Annotated in this window: 10 protein-coding genes; 5 read left to right on the top strand and 5 right to left on the bottom strand. The window is 68.0% G+C overall.

Translation table 11 applies throughout. From position 1 onward, the window contains the following. The first annotated feature begins 84 nt into the window (after positions 1-84). Positions 85-3,546, top strand: a complete 3,462-nt coding sequence (locus BST13_RS17165) for an indolepyruvate ferredoxin oxidoreductase family protein (RefSeq protein ID WP_083165221.1) — start codon at positions 85-87, stop codon at positions 3,544-3,546. A 15-nt stretch (positions 3,547-3,561) separates the two neighbouring features. On the opposite strand, the gene BST13_RS17160 is transcribed toward BST13_RS17165, so the two are convergent. Further along, positions 3,562-4,752: an ROK family protein gene (locus BST13_RS17160; RefSeq protein WP_095533588.1), complete on the bottom strand. Its 1,191-nt coding sequence runs from the start codon at positions 4,750-4,752 to the stop codon at positions 3,562-3,564. Positions 4,753-4,892: 140 nt separating this feature from the next. Between BST13_RS17160 and zwf the strand changes: the two genes are divergently transcribed. From zwf to eda, 3 genes are read left to right on the top strand one after another with little or no spacing between them, the layout of a single operon-like run. Continuing rightward, on the top strand, positions 4,893-6,365 hold the full coding sequence (gene zwf / locus BST13_RS17155; RefSeq protein WP_170064298.1) for a glucose-6-phosphate dehydrogenase: 1,473 nt from the start codon (positions 4,893-4,895) through the stop codon (positions 6,363-6,365). Further along, positions 6,365-8,194: a phosphogluconate dehydratase gene (gene edd, locus BST13_RS17150; protein ID WP_083165280.1), complete on the top strand. Its 1,830-nt coding sequence runs from the start codon at positions 6,365-6,367 to the stop codon at positions 8,192-8,194. Before zwf ends, edd begins: the two co-directional genes overlap by 1 nt. Further along, positions 8,191-8,817 (top strand): bifunctional 4-hydroxy-2-oxoglutarate aldolase/2-dehydro-3-deoxy-phosphogluconate aldolase, encoded by a 627-nt coding sequence (gene eda, locus BST13_RS17145; RefSeq protein WP_083165219.1) that lies wholly within the window; start codon positions 8,191-8,193, stop codon positions 8,815-8,817. The genes edd and eda overlap by 4 nt, the downstream gene beginning before the upstream one ends. A 76-nt stretch (positions 8,818-8,893) precedes the next feature. Here eda and BST13_RS17140 read toward each other — a convergent pair whose 3' ends face one another. The 3 genes from BST13_RS17140 to BST13_RS17130 form a co-directional block, all read right to left on the bottom strand. Continuing rightward, positions 8,894-12,217, bottom strand: coding sequence for a serine/threonine-protein kinase (locus BST13_RS17140; protein ID WP_083165218.1), 3,324 nt, complete (start codon positions 12,215-12,217; stop codon positions 8,894-8,896). Positions 12,218-12,287: 70 nt separating this feature from the next. After that, complete coding sequence (locus BST13_RS17135; protein WP_083165217.1) at positions 12,288-13,730, bottom strand: WS/DGAT/MGAT family O-acyltransferase; 1,443 nt, start codon at positions 13,728-13,730, stop codon at positions 12,288-12,290. A gap of 24 nt (positions 13,731-13,754) precedes the next feature. Then, complete coding sequence (locus BST13_RS17130; protein ID WP_083165216.1) at positions 13,755-14,978, bottom strand: alpha/beta hydrolase; 1,224 nt, start codon at positions 14,976-14,978, stop codon at positions 13,755-13,757. 123 nt (positions 14,979-15,101) lie between these two features. Between BST13_RS17130 and BST13_RS17125 the strand changes: the two genes are divergently transcribed. Further along, positions 15,102-17,264, top strand: a complete 2,163-nt coding sequence (locus BST13_RS17125; protein ID WP_083165215.1) for an acyl-CoA dehydrogenase family protein — start codon at positions 15,102-15,104, stop codon at positions 17,262-17,264. 78 nt (positions 17,265-17,342) lie between these two features. On the opposite strand, the gene BST13_RS17120 is transcribed toward BST13_RS17125, so the two are convergent. After that, positions 17,343-17,729 carry an ankyrin repeat domain-containing protein gene (locus BST13_RS17120; RefSeq protein ID WP_083165214.1) on the bottom strand — a complete coding sequence of 129 codons (387 nt, stop codon included), beginning with the start codon at positions 17,727-17,729 and terminating at the stop codon, positions 17,343-17,345. Position 17,730 lies beyond the last annotated feature (1 nt).

Below are 17,730 nucleotides of genomic sequence, written 5' to 3'. Positions count from 1 at the left end.
GTGACGGCTACCACAGATTGACCATCTTGCTCAGTTGCGAGCGCTTGTGTTGACCGTGGTGATGAGCTCGGTGATCGTTACCTGGTGACCCAACTCGACGATGCCCCAAGAGTTTCGGCGAATCTGGCCAGCCGCTACCGGGTGGACTCCGGACCTGTGTTGCTCACCGGCGTGCAGGCGGTGGCACGCCAGTTCGTCGAACAACGCGCGCGCGACGGCCGCGCCGGACGCACGGTGGCGACGTTCGTGTCCGGGTATCCGGGCAGCCCGCTGGCCGGATTGGACAAGCTGCTGGCCGGTATCGACGGACTGTCGCAGCACCACGATGTGACGCTGGTACCGGGGATGAACGAGGAACTGGCGGCGACGTCGGTGTGGGGCAGTCAGTTGGAGCTGCCGCAGGACACCCGGACGCATGATGGTGTCGTCGGGGTCTGGTACGGCAAGGGGCCGGGGTTGGACCGCGCCACCGACGCGTTGCGGCACATGACGGTCTACGGTGTGAATCCGTCGGGCGGTGTCCTGTTGATGGTCGGTGACGATCCGGCGGCGAAGTCGTCGACCGTGCCTGCCTCCAGTGAGCGCTCACTGGCCGCGATGAACATCCCGGTGCTGTTCCCCCGCAACGCCGAGGAGATCATCGGCTTCGGGCTGTACGGCGTCGCGCTCTCTAGGGTGTCGGGCTGCCCCGTCGCCCTCAAGCTCAATGCCGATGTGGCAGATGGCCTTTGGACGGTGCGCCGGGACTACTCCGACTTCGAGATCACGCTGCCGGACCTGCAGTGGCAGGGCCGGACATGGACCCACCGGCAACGGGTGATGGCGGCGCCACCGGACAGCGTGCTCGCCGAGGCCGACCTCTACGGTCCACGCTGGGCGATGGTGCAGGCGTTCAACGCCGCCAATGACGTCGACAGCATCGAGGTGGATCCGGCGGAGGCGTGGCTGGGCATCGTTGCGGTCGGAACCGCCTACGACGCTCTGCGGCAGACGCTCGACGAACTCGGGCTGCAAGAGGACGATCTGGACCGGCGCGGAATCCGGATACTCCGCGTGGGCATGCCCTATCCGCTGGGAGCCGAACGGATCCGGCGCCTGGCCCGCGGTGTGGACACGGTGCTGGTGGTCGAAGACAAGACCGCGTTCGTCGAAACCCAGGTGGTACAGGCGCTTTACGATCTCGACGACCGCCCGCAGGTGATCGGCAAGCTGGATGGCGCCGGACGGCCACTCGTCCCCGCCGACGGCGAACTCACCGCCGCACGTCTGCTGCGCCCGCTGCACCGGATACTGCATCCGCGCATGCCCGTTGCGCCGCTGCCGCCGCCGCGCCTCGAGCTGACCCCGTTGACCACGACGCGCACCCCGTACTTCTGCTCGGGATGCCCGCACAACCGGTCCACGGCCGTTCCCGAAGGGTCGCTGGCGGCCGGTGGAATCGGATGCCACACCCTGGTGACGATGTCGGCGCGCTCCGAATCGGCGGTGACCGGGTTGACCCAGATGGGCGGCGAGGGCACGCAGTGGATCGGCCAGGCGCCATATGCCGGCGTCAAACACATCTTCCAGAACATCGGTGACGGAACGTATTTCCACTCCGGGCAGCTCGCTGTGCAGGCCTGCGTGGCCGCCGGGGTCAACATCACCTACAAGATCCTGTACAACTCGGCCGTCGCGATGACGGGCGCACAAGACGCCGAGGCCGCACTCGGGGTGCCCGCGCTCACCCACAAGCTGACCACCGAAGGCGTCCGGCGCATCATCGTGTGCGCCGAGGACCCCACGCGTTACCCGGCGAGCAGCCTCGCGTCGGGAACTCTGCTGTGGCACCGGGATCGGCTCGACGAGGCGCAACGGATCTTGCGTGACACCGAAGGCGTGACCGTGCTGATCTACGACCAGCAGTGCGCGGCCGAGGCGCGGCGCAAACGGAAGCGGGGTCTGCAACCGGTGCGCCGCAAGCGGGTGGTGATCAACGAGGCCGTGTGCGAGGGCTGCGGAGACTGCGGCGTGAAGAGCAACTGCCTGTCGGTGCAGCCTGTGGAAACCGAGTTCGGCCGCAAGACCCGTATCGACCAGACCAGCTGCAACACCGATTACAGCTGCCTCGACGGCGATTGCCCGTCGTTCGTCACCGTCGAACTCCCCGAACACCAGCAGCGCTCGGAGCGGCGAACTCCGGACCTGCCGGAGCTGACGCATCCGCGGGTGACCCGCCCGGCGTCTACCTGCAACATCTTCCTTGCGGGTATCGGCGGGACCGGGATCGTCACCGTGAACCAGGTGTTGGGCGTCGCGGCCCTGCAGGCCGGGTTGCATGTGCAGGGACTGGACCAGACCGGCCTGAGTCAGAAGGCAGGCCCGGTGACGTCGCATCTGCGGCTCAGCACCGAACCGATCGTGTCGTCGAACCGCGTCAGCCCCGCTACGGCGGACTGCCTGCTGGCTTTCGACCTGCTGACCGCGACCGACGTGGGCAATCTGCGTTACGCGCACAGCACCCGTACGGTCGCAGTGGCCTCGACGAGCCGCACGGCCACCGGCGCTATGGTGTCCGATCCGCAGGTGACCCACCCCGATGACCATGCCCTGCTGGACCGGCTCAGCGTGTCCACCCAGGACCTGCTGAGCTTCGACGCGCTCGCGGCCGCGGAGGCCTTGTTCGGGTCGACCGCCGCGGCGAACTTCCTCTTGGTCGGCGCGGCCGTACAACTCGGCGCACTGCCGATCCCGGCGGCATTCGTGGAGCGCGCCATCGAGCTCAACGGCGTGGCGGTCGCCACCAATGTGGCTGCGTTCCGCTGGGGCCGGGCCGCCGTCTGCGCTCCTGAAGCGTTCGCCGAAGCGACGACTGCGTCCTCTGTCGAGAACCGCACCATCCCCACCCTGCCCACTGCGCTGGCGGGACGCATCACGGTGGCAGAGCCGTTGCGGCCCTTGGTCGAACGCCGTGCCGCCGAACTCGTGGCCTACCAGAGCCGCGCGGTGGCCGCCGAATACATCGACGTGGTCGAGGCGGTGTGGGCTGCGGAGCGCCGGCTGGGCGACCGGACGGAATTCAGCACGGCAGTCGCCGAGGGACTGTTCAAGCTGACCGCCTACAAAGACGAGTACGAAGTGGCCCGGCTGCTCACCGACCCCGCGTTCGCGGCGTCCGTGCAGGCACAGTTCCCGGGTGCCACCGACCTCACCTACCGGCTGCATCCACCGGCGCTGCGGGCCTTGGGCCGTCGCTCGAAAATCGGGTTCGGGCCGCGCAGCCACCTGACGCTGCGGCTCTTGGCCAAGGGAAAGAGATTGCGGGGAACCGCCTTCGACCCGTTCGGTCATGCATCGCTGCGCCGCACCGAACGTGCAATGTTGGCGCACTACCGGGACATGGTGCTCGGTGCGGCCGCGACGCTGACCGTCGGGGGCTACGACACCGCCGTCGCCGCGGCGGCCGCTGCCGACCTGGTGCGTGGTTACGAATCGGTCAAGCTGGGCACCGTCGCCGCCTACCGGGACCGATTGGCGGAGCTGGGTTTCGAACCACCGGCGGTCTGACGTCGATGTCGCGGCTCAGGGCAACGCACTCCCGAGCGCGGCGTCGACGGCATCGGGACTCAGCACGTGGTCGAGCGCGGTGATCGCGCAACCGACCATGCTGGAGCGTTCCCGGTGGATCGCAGGCATGATCTGCAGCGTGCGGGTAGCCAGCGCAGTGGCGTTGCCGTACAGGGTTTCTCGCATGCCTGCGACAAATACGTCGTAGGCGCCGACCATGTCGCCTGCGACGACCAGCGCGGCAGGATTGAGCAGGTTGACCGCAGCCGCGAGAACTTCGCCGATGTGGCGTCCGCTTTCCCGGATCATGCGGCGAGCCTCGGCATCCCCGCTGTGTGCCAAGGTGACGACGTCCCGTAGATGCCCCACGGGGTGGCCATCTCGCTGCAGATCGCGCACGAGCGCCCAGCCACCGGCGATCGCCTCCAGGCAGCCGGTGTCACCGCAGCGGCACGGCACTCCGGCGGCGGCAGCGGTTTTGCTGTGGCCGAACTCGCCTGCGGCCTGCACCGCGCCACGCTGCAGCCGCCCGCCCATGATGAGGCCTGCGCCGAGCCCGGTTGACGCCTTGACGACAAGCATGTCGTCGAATTCTCCGAGCCCCCCGCGTCTTTCAGCCAGAGCGATGACGTTGGCGTCGTTGTCCATGAGCACCGGCGCGTCGGTGAGGCCCCGGAAGTAGGGAGCCAACGGCACGCCGTCCCAACCACCCATGTTGGGCGAATCGAGGCTGGCGCCGGACCGCTGATCGACGGTGCCGGGCAGGCTCAGCCCCACCCCGAAGATGCGGGTACCTCGGCGCCCGGAGTCGTCGAGAAGGGCGTCGAGCCGCTTGACGAGATCGGGCATCAACTCGTCGGGGCCCATGCCCGGCTCCTGGTCGACCTCGCTGGAGGCCAAGATGTCGCCGGCAAGGTTGCACAACGCGAGCTGGGTGCGGCTGCGGCCGATGGCGGCAGCGAACACCACTCCGGCGTCGACGTTGAACGTCAGTTGCGCGGCGGGGCGGCCACCCGTCGACGCGGCCTGGTCCTGCTCGATCACGAGCCCGAGCGATTCGAGCGCGGTCACCCGCGCAGTCACGGCAGTACGCGAGAGGCCGGTGAGCCGCCCGATCTCGGCCCGGGTCACGGTCCGGTGATCCCTGATCACCGCAAACACTTCCCCTGGGGTCGGAGGTACCGCAGGGAGTGCCATGGCCTCCATTGAAGCAAGACGCCCGGCGCCAGAGCAAAACATAAGCCCGTCTATTTAGGTACTTCAAATACATAAGTTCGCTTGCCAAAGCCCTAAGGTGGCGGTAGTTTCCCACTGAACCGATCAAGCTCCATTGAGGAGGATCAGTGATGCGTACACCGCGACCCGTTGACCCCTGCGATTTCGTGATCTTCGGCGGCACCGGCGACCTGGCGGTCCGCAAGCTGCTGCCAGCCCTGTACCTACGTGACCGCGACGGCCAATTGACCGAAGACACCCGAATCATCGGCGTCGCCAAGGCCGGCCTCGACGAGCCCGGCTACCGCGACAAGATCCAGGCCGAACTGGCCAGATTCGTCCCATCCGGCCTGCTTGAAACCGCCACCATCGAACGTTTCCTGGCCCGGTTGCGCTTCGTCAGCATCGACCTGACCCAGCCCTCCGACTACACCGCCGTCTCCGCCGTGCTGGCGTCATCGAGCGTCGACATCCGGGTCTTCTACCTGGCCTGCGCGCCTGCGCTGTTCGGGCCGATCTGCGCCGCGCTGGACGCGCATGGCGTGGTCACCGAGAGCGCGCGAGTGGTACTGGAGAAGCCCATCGGACGTGACCTCGCTTCGGCGCGGGAGATCAACGACGCTGTCGGAGCAGTCTTCGCCGAGCACCAGATCTTCCGGATCGACCACTATCTCGGCAAGGAGAGTGTGCAGAACCTCCTGGTCACGCGCTTCGCGAATACCCTGCTGGAGCCGTTGTGGAATTCCAGCCGCATCGACCACGTGCAGATCACCGCTGCCGAATCGCTCGGCGTGGGAACCCGCGGCGACTACTACGACCGCTCCGGAGCACTGCGCGACATGCTGCAGAACCACCTGCTGCAGGTGCTGTGCCTGGTGGCGATGGAACCGCCGACACACGTCAACCGCGAATCGGTGCGTGACGAGAAACGCAAGGTGCTACAGGCGCTGGCGCCGTTGTCGGCCGACGACATCAAGCGCGATACCGTCACCGGCCAGTACGGTCCCGGTCTGGTCGACGGCGAAGTGGTCGGCAGCTACCGTGACGACGCCGAGAATCCGGAAAGCCTCACCGAGACCTTCGTTGCGATCAAGGCGGAGATCAGGAACTGGCGCTGGGCCGGGGTGCCGTTCTACCTGCGCACCGGGAAACGCATGTCACAACGCTCGTCGGAGATCGTCGTGCAGTTCAAACCCGTTCCGCTACCGATGTTTCCGGGCATCGAAGGTGCGTCAGAGCCGAACCGGTTGATCATCTCGCTGCAACCCGACGAAGAGATCCGCCTGGAGATGACCGCCAAGGAGCCCGGGTCCGGTGGACGCCTGCGACCGGTGTCACTGGCGCTCAACTACACCGAGGCGTTCCAGGACCGGTCCCCTGACGCATATGAACGCCTGCTCATGGATGTCGTGCGGGGTGACCCGACGCTGTTCATGCGCCGCGACGAGGTCGAGGCGGCGTGGGCTTGGGCCGAACCAATCCTGCACCACTGGCAGGACTCCGGCCGAGTACCGCGGATCTACCCCGCGGGCACCGATGGACCTGTAGATGCAGCCACCCTGATCGAGCGCGACGGCCGTCGCTGGCACGAAGGAGCCGCATGATGACCACGCTCAATTCCGTTGTCGCCGAGGTGACCCAGCGGATCGTCAAGCGCAGCACCGCCACTCGCGGTGCCTATCTGGAGCGTATCGCCGCCGAGACGCAGCGCGGCCCGGCCCGCGGTCGGCTGGCATGTGCCAACCTGGCCCACGGTTTCGCCGCTGCCGAGGCGCCCGACAAGGCGGCGCTACGGCATATCGTCAAACCCAACATCGCGATCGTGTCGTCGTACAACGACATGCTCTCGGCGCACAAGCCGTTCGAGGACTATCCCGCACAGCTCAAGGCCGCGGCGCTCAGTGCGGGGGCCATCGCGCAGATGGCCGGCGGCGTTCCGGCGATGTGCGACGGCATCACCCAGGGCCGGGCCGGGATGCAGCTGTCGCTGTTCTCCCGCGACGTGATCGCCATGTCGACGGCAATCGCCTTGTCCCACGACATGTTCGACGCTGCACTGATGCTCGGGGTGTGCGACAAGATCGTGCCTGGCATGCTGATCGGCGCCTTGAGCTTCGGGCACCTGCCCGCGATCTTCGTGCCTGCCGGTCCGATGGAGTCCGGCCTGCCCAACGGCGAAAAGGCAAGAATTCGACAGCTTTACGCCGAAGGCAAGGTCGATCGCGAAGCACTGCTCGGCGCTGAGGCCGCGTCGTACCACGGCCGTGGCACCTGTACGTTCTACGGCACCGCGAATTCCAATCAGCTGCTGATGGAGGCGATGGGTCTGCATCTGCCCGGCTCGAGCCTCGTCACTCCCGACACCCCGCTGCGTGACGCGCTGACCGCCGCGGCGGGCGCACGCGCAGGCGAGATCACCGCGCTGGGTGACGAGTACACCCCGGTCGGCGAAGTGGTCGGCGAACGCGCCGTGGTCAACGGGGCCGTCGCGCTGCTGGCGACCGGTGGTTCCACCAACCACACCATGCACCTGGTCGCCATTGCCCGGGCCGCCGGAATCATCTTGACCTGGAACGACATTGCCGAGCTGTCGGCCGTGGTGCCGCTGCTGGCGCGGATCTATCCGAACGGCAAGGCCGACGTCAACCACTTCCAGGCCGCGGGCGGCATGGCGTTTCTGCTCAGGTCGCTGCTCGACGCCGGGCTCATGCACGATGACGTCCTCACCGTCGTCGGGCCCGGATTGCACCGCTACACCCGCGAACCGGGACTGAGCGACGGGGCGCTGCAGTGGGTCGACGGCGTGCCCGAGAGCTTGGACACCGCGGTGCTGCGGGGCGTCGACGCGCCGTTCGCTCCCGACGGCGGCCTGAAGACGTTGACCGGCAACCTCGGAACGAGCGTCATCAAGACGTCGGCCGTGGACGCCGCGCACCGCACCATCACGGCGCCTGCGGTCGTGTTCGACAGCCAGGAGGACTTCCTGGAGGCGTTCAAGTCCGGCACGCTCGACCGCGATTTCATCGGGGTGGTGCGCTACCAGGGTCCACAAGGCCTCGGCATGCCCGAGCTGCACAAGCTGACCCCGGCCATGGGGGTGCTGCAGGACCGCGGCTACCAGGTGGCCCTGGTGACCGACGGCCGGATGTCCGGCGCGTCGGGCAAGGTGCCCGCCGCGATCCATCTGACCCCCGAAGCCGCTGCGGGCGGTCCGTTGGCCAGGTTGCGCGACGGCGACATCATCACCCTCGACGCCACCACCGGCACGTTGTCGGTCGATGTCACCGCCGAGGAATTCGACTCCCGCCCGCACACCGGGCAGGCCCCGACCGCCGATGAATGGATCGGCACCGGCCGGGAACTTTTTGCCAGCATGCGCGCCGGCGTCGGCCCTGCCGACGAGGGCGCCACGATCTTCAGGAGCGCCGTATGACCATCGAATCCCTGCTCGACCTCGTCCCCGTCATCCCCGTCGTGGTCGTGCACGATGCCGCCGACGCCGTGCCGATCGCCAAGGCCCTCGTCGACGGCGGCCTGCCCGTGATCGAGCTGACCCTGCGTACCCCGGCAGCGCTCGAGGCCATCAAACGCATCGCCAACGAGGTCCCCGAGATCCTCGTGGGTGCGGGCACCATCATCGACACGCAGCAGCCTGCGCAGGCCCTGGCCAACGGCGCGCAGTTCCTGGTGTCGCCGGGCAGCACGCCCGCGCTGCTGGGAGCCATGCAGGACAGCGGATTACCGCATCTGCCCGGCGTCTCCACGGTGTCGGAGGTGCTGCAGCTGCTCGAACACGGGTACACCGAACTCAAGTTCTTCCCCGCCGAACCGGCAGGCGGCGCCGCGTATCTGCGTGCCATTCAGTCACCGGTTCCCGCGGCCCGCTTCTGCCCCACCGGTGGCATCACGCCCGCCAACATGGGTGATTACCTGGCCAGCGCGAACGTGGGGTGCGTCGGCGGAAGCTGGCTCACGCCGGCCGACGTCGTGGCACGCCAGGATTGGCGCACCATCGCCCACCTGGCCCGCACTGCCCGCGACCTCGTGTTGCTTTGAGCGCCGAGTGGCCAGTTGACGCACGATATCGCCGAAATAGCGTGCACAACTGGCCATTCGGCGCCTTGACCGCGAATCAGGCGAGCCCGGCGTCCTCCAGAATCCGAGTCAGACCCAGTTCGGCGCACCGGGCAACGGCAGGATGACCGAGGCCATCGGCTTGTCGTCCGGCAGCCACGAGAGTTTCCGCGACGAGCAACCCCGCCTGCAGGGCAGCCCACGGGCGTTGCGCGCCATCGATTCCGGCGTCCAGCTGCTCGGCGCGCCGCAACGCCTCCGCACGGTCGTCGGCCGAGTCGCTCGCGGCCAGCAGTCGCACCGCGCAGTCCTCCTCGAACTCGGCTGTGATGGTGGCGATCCCGTCGACGCCGGCGATCACCGCGGACGACGCGTGCAACCGGCTCGCGACATCCGGGGTGACCGGCAGGCCGAGCCGGATCCGCAGATTGGTCATCACCGCAGCGAGCCGGGGCAGGTCGAGCCGTTCGGCGGCCCGCATCCCGTCCGACAACCGCGTGGCCGCGGCATCGAGATCACCGTCGGCCGCTTTGAGCCGCGCGGCCGTACCGTACAGCGCGATCATGTAGTCCACCGCACCGCCCTCGGAGCCCAGCACGTAGCTCTCCTCGATGATGCGCGATGCCTCGGCCAATTCCCCTGTGTCATAGAGCAATTCACCGAGCAGCGCACCGGCCACCCGCACCGCGTGGGAGTGCGGGCCCAGCTCGGCGCCCATCCCGTGGGCCTGCCGTAACGCGTCCATGGCGCCGGAGATGTCGAGTTGATGTTTGGCGGCGATGGCGTCGAAACACAACCGGTACACCGGGGCGAAGGCACCCATCAGATCGTGATACCGCGCGGCGAATGCCGAGTGCCGCCGCGCCGCCGCGTAGTCGAAACGGTAGATGGCAGCGAAAGTGGCGATGTTGCCCGCCACGCCGGCGACGCGGGGCGGCAGCGAGTCCGGCCGGGCCAGCACCTCGGCGACCAGCGCCTCGATGCGGTCGATGTGATCCCCGAAAGCCTCTGCGACACTTCGCACCACGTCGGCGTCGACGCGAAGGTCCGTCTGCACCGACTCGGGCAGCCCACTGCTCCGCAATGCCGTCTCGAAACGGTTGAGCGCGGTGTAGGTCTCCGCCCGGCGCTGCAGCAGGATGTTCGCCCAGGCGATGACGAGCTGCAGCGGAGCCCGCGCCACGACCGCCTGCGGCGGCAGCTTCTTGACGATCGCCAGAAACGTCGTCATCTTCGACTGTTCGAGCAGATAGGTCTCGTCCTGCTCGACCAACTCGATCGCATAGGCCGGATCGCCCGCGGCCAGAGCATGATCCACCGCGTCGTTGAGGTCGTGGTTGGCGGCGAACCAGGCCGCGGCCGCCCGGTGCAGCTCGTTGATGATGCCGGGCCGGTCGCGTTGCAGCCGACGCCGCAGGAACTCGGCGAACATGTGGTGGTACCGGAACCAGGTGCGGTCTTCGCAGGCGCGGCGCAGGAAGAGGCCGCGCCGCTCCACATCCTCAAGCCGGGCCTGTCCGCCGGGCAGCCCGGTCAACGCCTCGGCGAGGGGACCGCAGATCTGGCTGGTGATCGAAGTCAGCATGAGGTAGTCGAGGAGCTCGGGTTCCAATGTGTCCAAGACGTTTTCGGCGAGGAACTCACCGACTACCTCACCGACCACGCCGTCGTGTCCCGCGATGCGGGCAATCAGGCTCACGGCGTCTTCGGCCCCGCGCAACGACAGCGTGGCGAGCTGCAGCGCGGCGGCCCATCCATCGGTCGAGGTGGTCAGTGCCGCCACGTCCTCGGGTGACAGATCGAGCTTTCCCACCTCCAGCAGCAGTGCCCGCGCTTCTTCGACGTCGAATCGCATTGTGTTCTCGTTGATCTCGACGAGTTCGTCGTGAATCCGCAGCTTGCTCAGCGGGAGCCCCGAACCCGACCAACTGGTCACGATGAGCTGCAGGTGATGGCATCCGTTGTCGATCAGGAGACCCAGTGCCGCGCTGGTGCGAGGGTCGGACACCCGGTGCCAATCGTCGATCACCACGGCCATCCGCTCACCGCTGGCATGGATTCCGTCGACCAGAGCCGTCAGCACGTAGCGATCGGCGTTCTCGCCGTGCTCTTCCAGCGTCGCCCCGAGCGACTCGGCCAGGCCCGGCCGGACCCGGCGGATGGCCTCGACCAGGTGCGCCAGGAACCACACCACGTTGTTGTCGTCCTCGTCGATGGTCAGCCAACCGACCGCAACACCCGCACCGGTGAGTTCGTCGCGCCACTGGGCAGCCAGCGTGCTCTTGCCGTAACCCAGTGGCGCGTGGATGAATACGAGTCGCCGGCGATCCCCTTCGCGCAGCAACCGGGTCAGCCGCTCCCGGTTGACGAGGCCTTTGACCGGGGTCGCGGGACGGTACTTGGTGGCCGGTGTGGGTGGCGGTGTGACGGTGCGGCGCCGCTCGGCCGATGGCGCAGGCGCCTGCCGTTCGACCCCGAGCTCGACGGGCCTGGCCATCACGTCGACGCCGAGTTTGTTGTGCTGCTGGACCTCTCGCAGAATGTCGCCGAGTTCGCTGACACTGGCCGGGCGCTCGGCGGGATCGCGGGACATCGCCTGCTCGATGGCGGCCGCCACATCGTCGGGCATACCCCGCTCGCGCAGGTCCGGGATCGGCTGCGAGGTGATCCGCAGGAACTGGGCCACCACCTTCTCGCCCTGTCTGCGTTCGAAGGCCGCGTGCCCGGTGAGTGCGCAGAACAGTGTTGCCCCAAGCGAATACACGTCGGAGACGACGCTGGGGGCGCCACCCTCCAGAACCTCGGGGGCGGTGAACGCAGGCGATCCGGTGATGAGGCCCGACGACGTCTGGAATCCGCCCGAGACCCGGGCGATCCCGAAGTCGGTCAGCTGCGGCTCACCGTAATCGGACAGCAGGATGTTCCCCGGTTTGACGTCGCGGTGCAGGATGCCCGCGCCGTGCGCGGCGTCGAGCGCGCCCGCGATCTTCACTCCGACACTGAGCATCTCCACCCAGTCCAACGGCCCGTGCTTGGCGATGAGCGCCTCCAGCGAGCCTTTCGCGTAGAACGGCATCACCAGGTAGGGCCTGCCTCCGGTGGTCACGCCGACCTGCATGATGGTGGCGATGTTCGGATGCCCGGACAGCCGGCCCATGGCACGCTGCTCCCGCAGGAACCGGTCGATGTTCTCGTCGTCCAGATCCGAGTTCAGCACCTTGACCGCGACGGTGCGGTCCAGCGTCGGTTGGGCACAGCGGTAGACGATGCCGAAGCCGCCGCGGCCGATCTCCTGTGCCTCGCCGAAACCCTCGTCGGCGAGTTCGGCAGTCAGATCGCCCGCATAGCTCTGCCGCGTCGCCAGCGGATCACCCTCGGCCATCGCTGCAATCCTCGATCCGGAATCAGCCCAACTCAGGCCAGATTAACCCCGCAGACCTGCCGCGCCCCTGCTATTGCGGCATGGCCGACTCGACCACTGTCAGCGTGTCCGGCAATCCCGCCACCCGACGGATGCTGCCGAACTCCTCGAGCATCGCGTCGGTGACCTCGTGCGGGTCCTTGACGGTGGCGTCATCGGCGAGCACCGAGATGTTGAGCTGGTCGACATAACTCCACACGGTGATGTTCAGGCCGCTGCCCGCAGTGATGGGCCCCACCGAGTAAATCTCGGTGACGGTGGCGCCGCCGACCTTGCCGCGTTCGCGCGGGCCCGGAACGTTGGAGATGTTGAGGTTGAGGACCTTGTTCTGGCCGTCCTTGGCGGACAACCGCTTGAACGCCGCCTCTACCGGCGCCGGCGGCATGTACGCCGCCCACCGCGCGACCAGCTCGGGGCCGACCAGTTGATGGCTTTCCTTTGCCAGGTTCGCCGCTTCGCGGGCCCGGCGGATCCGTTCGGCGGTGTCGTCGACATCGACTGGCAGCGCGACCAGCACACCGCTGAACCGGTTGCCCGAGATCCGGTCCGGGGAGAAGTCGAAACTCATCGGTACCGAGGCCAGCAACGGATGGTCGGCCTTGCCGTCGTAGCGCAGCAACAGCGTCCGCAACGCTCCCGAGGACATGGACAGCACCAGGTCATTGATCGTCACGCCGAGCGCCTTGCTGGTCTCCTTGACGTCGGCAAGCGCCAGCGTCGCCGTCGCGAACAGCCGCTTCGGGCCGAGCACGTGGTTGATGAAGCTCGGTGGCGGGGTGAACGGGCGGGTGAGCTCCGGGGACAGCTTGCGGTGGCTGCGTCGCACCCGGCCGATGCCCTCGGCGGTGTAGCGCACCGTCGCAGGCAACCGCCCGATCTGCCGCAGGTGGTCACGGAACGCCGAGCGCACCAACTCGCTCTTGGACGGAGCCGGATCGGTGGCGTAGGAATCGCGGTCGCGCTGCGGCCCTTGCTGCAGATCCATGCCGCGGGCCATGAGATTCGCCGAGGCGACCCCATCGGCGAGGGCGTGGTGCACCTTGCCGACGACGGCGATCCGCGGACCCATACTGTCGGCACCGCCTCCGTCGGCCAGACCTTCGACGAAGTACATCTCCCACAGCGGGCGGCTGCGATCCAGCGGGGTGCTGGCGATCTCGCCGATGGCGGCGTCAAGTTCGCGACGACCTCCCGGGGCGGGCAGCCGCCAGGGCCGGATGTGGTATTCGAGGTCGACGTCGCAGTTCTCCCGCCACATCGGGTGGTGGAATTTGAACGGGATGTCGACCAGCTGATAGCGGAACGGGTCGAGCTTGTAGAGCCTGCTGTGGATCACTTGACGGAACTCGTCGACGCCGAACGTGCGGTCGCCGAGGTCGTCCAACGCGATGACCGCGATCTTCAACGTGTGCATGTGCACGTTGGGCGTTTCGGTGTACAGCAGGAACGCGTCCCACCCACTCAACCGCTTCACTTCTGCCCTCCCACGTGGAGGCGTCTATATAACCGCTTTGGCCCGTTCAAGCATCCGATTTCGGTGAATTTGGTTGAGGAACAGCCCGATTGCGGTCGCGATGGACCCGGTGCGGGCCCCGTCGGTCATGTCGAAGGCATGCCCGGCGCCGGGCAATTCGATATAGCTGACGGGTGACTGGGATACGCCCTTGAGCCGGTCCACGAAAACGCGGGCCTGTTCGACCGGGATGACGCTGTCGCCGGTGCCGTGCACGACCAGGAACGGCGGGGCGTCGCGGTGAATCTGCGCGATGGGCGAGGCCAACCGGTAGATCTCGGGGTGCCGGTCGATGCGGCGGCCGACGACGACGCGTTCGAGAAAGTTGACGAAGCGCACCCGCTCCTCGGTGGACCGGTCCTCCCAGTCGTAGCGGCCGTAGATGCCGACGACCGCGTCCACCGAGGTGTCCGAGCCGTCGGGCAGCGTGCCTTGCAGGTCAGGATGGTTGGGGGTGAGCCCGGCCAACGCGGCCAGGTGTCCACCGGCTGAGCAGCCTGCCATGGCGACGAAGCTGCGATCGCCGCCGAACTTGTCGACGTTGGCCCTGGCCCACGCGATCGCGGCCTTGACGTCGGTGATGTGCCGCGGCCAGCGGTGATGCGGGGCTACCCGGTAATCGATGGACAGGCACACCCAGCCGCGCTGCGCGAGGTGCGACATCAGGGCGTAGCCCTGCAACATCCGGCTGCCGTGCACCCAGGCGCCGCCGGGGACGAACAAGAGCACGGGTGCGGGTTCGCTGGGCAGATGCTTGGGCCGCCACACGTCGAGCAGCTGCGTCGGGCTGTCGCCGTAGCGCACCGAGGTCCGGTACACGTCGCGGCGGTATTCCAGCGTGTTGCACAGCGGCGGCATGGGCCGCTGCGCCGGCCAGTCGATGTCGAGATCGGCGGGGGTGACCACACCACGCAGTGCCGCTTGGGCGATCGAGTTGGTCATGTCTCGCTCTGCCTTGCGTACCTGGGCATTTCCCGGGGTCAGGCGAGATTTGGCGGACGAGGTGAGGAAGTCGGGCATGTGCCGGAAGCCCCAGACGCCCATCGCGGCCATCGCGCCGAGTGGTTCCAGGTGCTTGCCGACGACCGGCAGCGAGGCGGACGCCACGGTCCAGGCCAGCACGTGGTCGGCCGGCGTGGCGCGGAGCAACCACCGTGCCCGGCTGGCAAGGCTGGGTCCGCGGTGCCGGTCGTCCGGTCGTGCCGTCATTTCGCGAGCGTACCGCGCACCGCTGGATGCCAGGCGACAACTTCGCCAACTTGTACAGTGGATGTCCAACTGTGACCTGGATCACCTATACGCCGGCTCCTCATCCCGTTAGCTTCGCTAAACATGGGTAAGTCAGCTCTGGCCATCACCGAAGAACACCAAGACCTTGCAGAATCGGCCTTCGGGCAGCTGGCGCGGCTCGGCAGCCGCGCCGCGGCCCGCGCCAGCCTTGCCGCCCCAGGCAGCTACCCCGACGAAATCTGGTCGGCAGCAGTCGATCTCGGCTGGAACGGGCTCGCCGTGGCGGAAGAACACGAAGGGTTGGGTTTCGGGCTCGCCGAATTGGCCGTGGTGGTCGAGGTCGCCGGCCGCGAGCTGATGCCCGGACCGTTTCTGCCCACCGCTGCCGCGGCGGTGGTGATCGACCGCCTTGCACCCGAATCGGTAGGGGCACAATTACTTCCGGGGCTGGCCGGGGGCTCGGCGGTTGGGGCGCTGGGGCTGGCCGGCACGGTGAGCATCGGCGCGGACGGCGTACTCGACGGCTCGGCCGCCGCGGTGCTCGGCGCGCCCGACGCCCACGTACTGGTGCTCACCGCGGGAGACGACCTGGTCATCGTCGACGCCGCCGCCGACGGTGTGACGGTGACGGCCGAGGACGGGCTCGACCCAACCCGCAGCATCGGCACGGTCACACTGCGTGAGGTCGCGGTCGCCGATGACCGGGTTATCCGCGGCGCGGCCCGCTTGGCGCGCACGGTGTTTCGCATCCTGGCCGGCGCCGAGGCGGTCGGCGTGGCCTGGGCCGCGCTCGACATGGCAGTGGAGTACGCCAAGGTGCGCGAACAGTTCGGCCGCACCATCGGCACGTTCCAGGCCGTCAAGCACCACGCCGCCAACATGCTGGTGGCCGCCGAACAGACCACCGCCGCCGTCTGGGACGCCGCACGTGCCGACGATCTCGACGGCGCCTGGTTCGCGGCAGCCGTCGCCGCCGCACACGCCGCCCGGGCGGTGGTCTTCAACGCGGAGTACAACATTCAGCTGCACGGCGGCATCGGGTTCACCTGGGAACACGATGCCCACCTGTACCTGCGCCGGGCCCGGACGCTGGCCGCGCTACTGGGCGAGGGCGCCGACCCAGCGCTCGACGTCGTCGACGGGCAGCGCACCGGCCGGGCGCACGGCGCGTCGTTCACCCTCCCCGCAGAAGCGGAAGTACACCGGAAGGCCGCGACCGAGGCCGCCGCGGCGGTGCGCGCCCTGCCCACCGCGCAGCGTCGCGACTATCTCGTCGACTCCGGCTATCTCGTGCCGCACTGGCCCAAGCCGTGGGGTCGCGGCGCAGATGTGTTGGAGCAGTTGGTGATCGAGGAGGAATTCGTCGACATCGAGCGCGCCGACATGGGCATCACCGGATGGGTGACGCTGACCATCGCGCAGGCAGGCACCGACGATCAACGCGAACGCTGGGTGGAGCCGGTGCTCCGCGGCCAGGTCATGTGGTGCCAGCTGTTCTCCGAACCGGGCGCCGGATCCGATGCCGCCGCGGTGCGCACCGCGGCAAAGAAGGTCGACGGCGGCTGGCGCGTCACCGGCCAGAAGGTGTGGACCAGCCTGGCTCAGTACTGCCAGTGGGGCCTGGCCACCGTACGCACCGACCCAGACGCGCCCAAGCACGCCGGCGTGACAATGATGGCCATCGACATGAAATCACCTGGGGTCAAGGTGAATCCGCTGCAAGGACTGACCGGTGACGCCCACTTCAACGAGGTCTTCTTCGACGACGTGTTCGTGCCCGACGAAGACGTGGTGGGCGACGTGAACAAGGGCTGGCTGGTGGCGCGGGCGACGCTGGGCAACGAGCGCATCTCGATCGGCGGGGGCTCGGGGGCGCCGACCGGGTTCAGCGCCGACGATCTCGTGGCCATGCTCGACGCGTCGCCCGACGGGGCAGCCTACGCGCGCCGCGCCGGGGAGGTGATCGCCGTCGGCCACACGCTGCGCCTGCTCAACCTGCGCCGGGTGTCGCGGGCCATCGCCGGTGCCGAGCCAGGCCCGGAGGGCAACGTCACCAAGCTGCTGGTGGCCGAGCATTCACAACGGCTGACCGAACTCGGCATGGATCTGGCCGGTGCAGCCGCGGTCTCGGGGGCCACCCGCAAGCTGACCCGTGCCTACCTGGGCAACCGGGCCATGACGATCGCCGGCGGAACCTCCGAGATCACCCGCAACACCATCGCCGAACGCATCCTCGGCCTGCCCCGTGACCCACTGCTGAAGTAGCCGCTTGCACCGCGAGCGTGCGCGTCTGTCCCCCGACACGCCGTCAATCGTCAGCATTTCGCGCACGCTCGTCGGCCGTCACTGAGTCAACCGACGCACGGCGTCGTCCTTGCCGAAGTACCGGGCAGTCTCCAACGCGGACGGCGCGCCCGCGAGGGGGTCGGCGTCGGCGTTCAGCAGTGCCTCGATGATGGCCGTCTCGCTCTTGAACACGGCCGCCATCAACGGAGTCTGGCCGCGATTGTTGTGCCGGTTGACGTCGGCGCCACGCGCGATCAGTGCGCCGACGGAGGATTCGTTGCCGTGGTACGCCGCGAGCATCACCAGGGTGTCGCCGTTGGCGTTGGTGAGGTCAACCGGGACACCGGCGTCGAGGTAAGCGACCAACGACGCGGTGTCACCGCTGCGGGCGTAGTCGAAGATGCGTGCAGCGAGGTCCAGCACCTCGGGCTCAAGCTCGGTCATG

It is taken from the genome of Mycobacterium aquaticum (assembly GCF_002086485.1).
GTDB lineage: Bacteria > Actinomycetota > Actinomycetes > Mycobacteriales > Mycobacteriaceae > Mycobacterium > Mycobacterium aquaticum.
The sequence above is the reverse complement of the archived record's forward strand: the minus strand, read 5'-3'. Positions and strand labels throughout refer to the sequence as shown.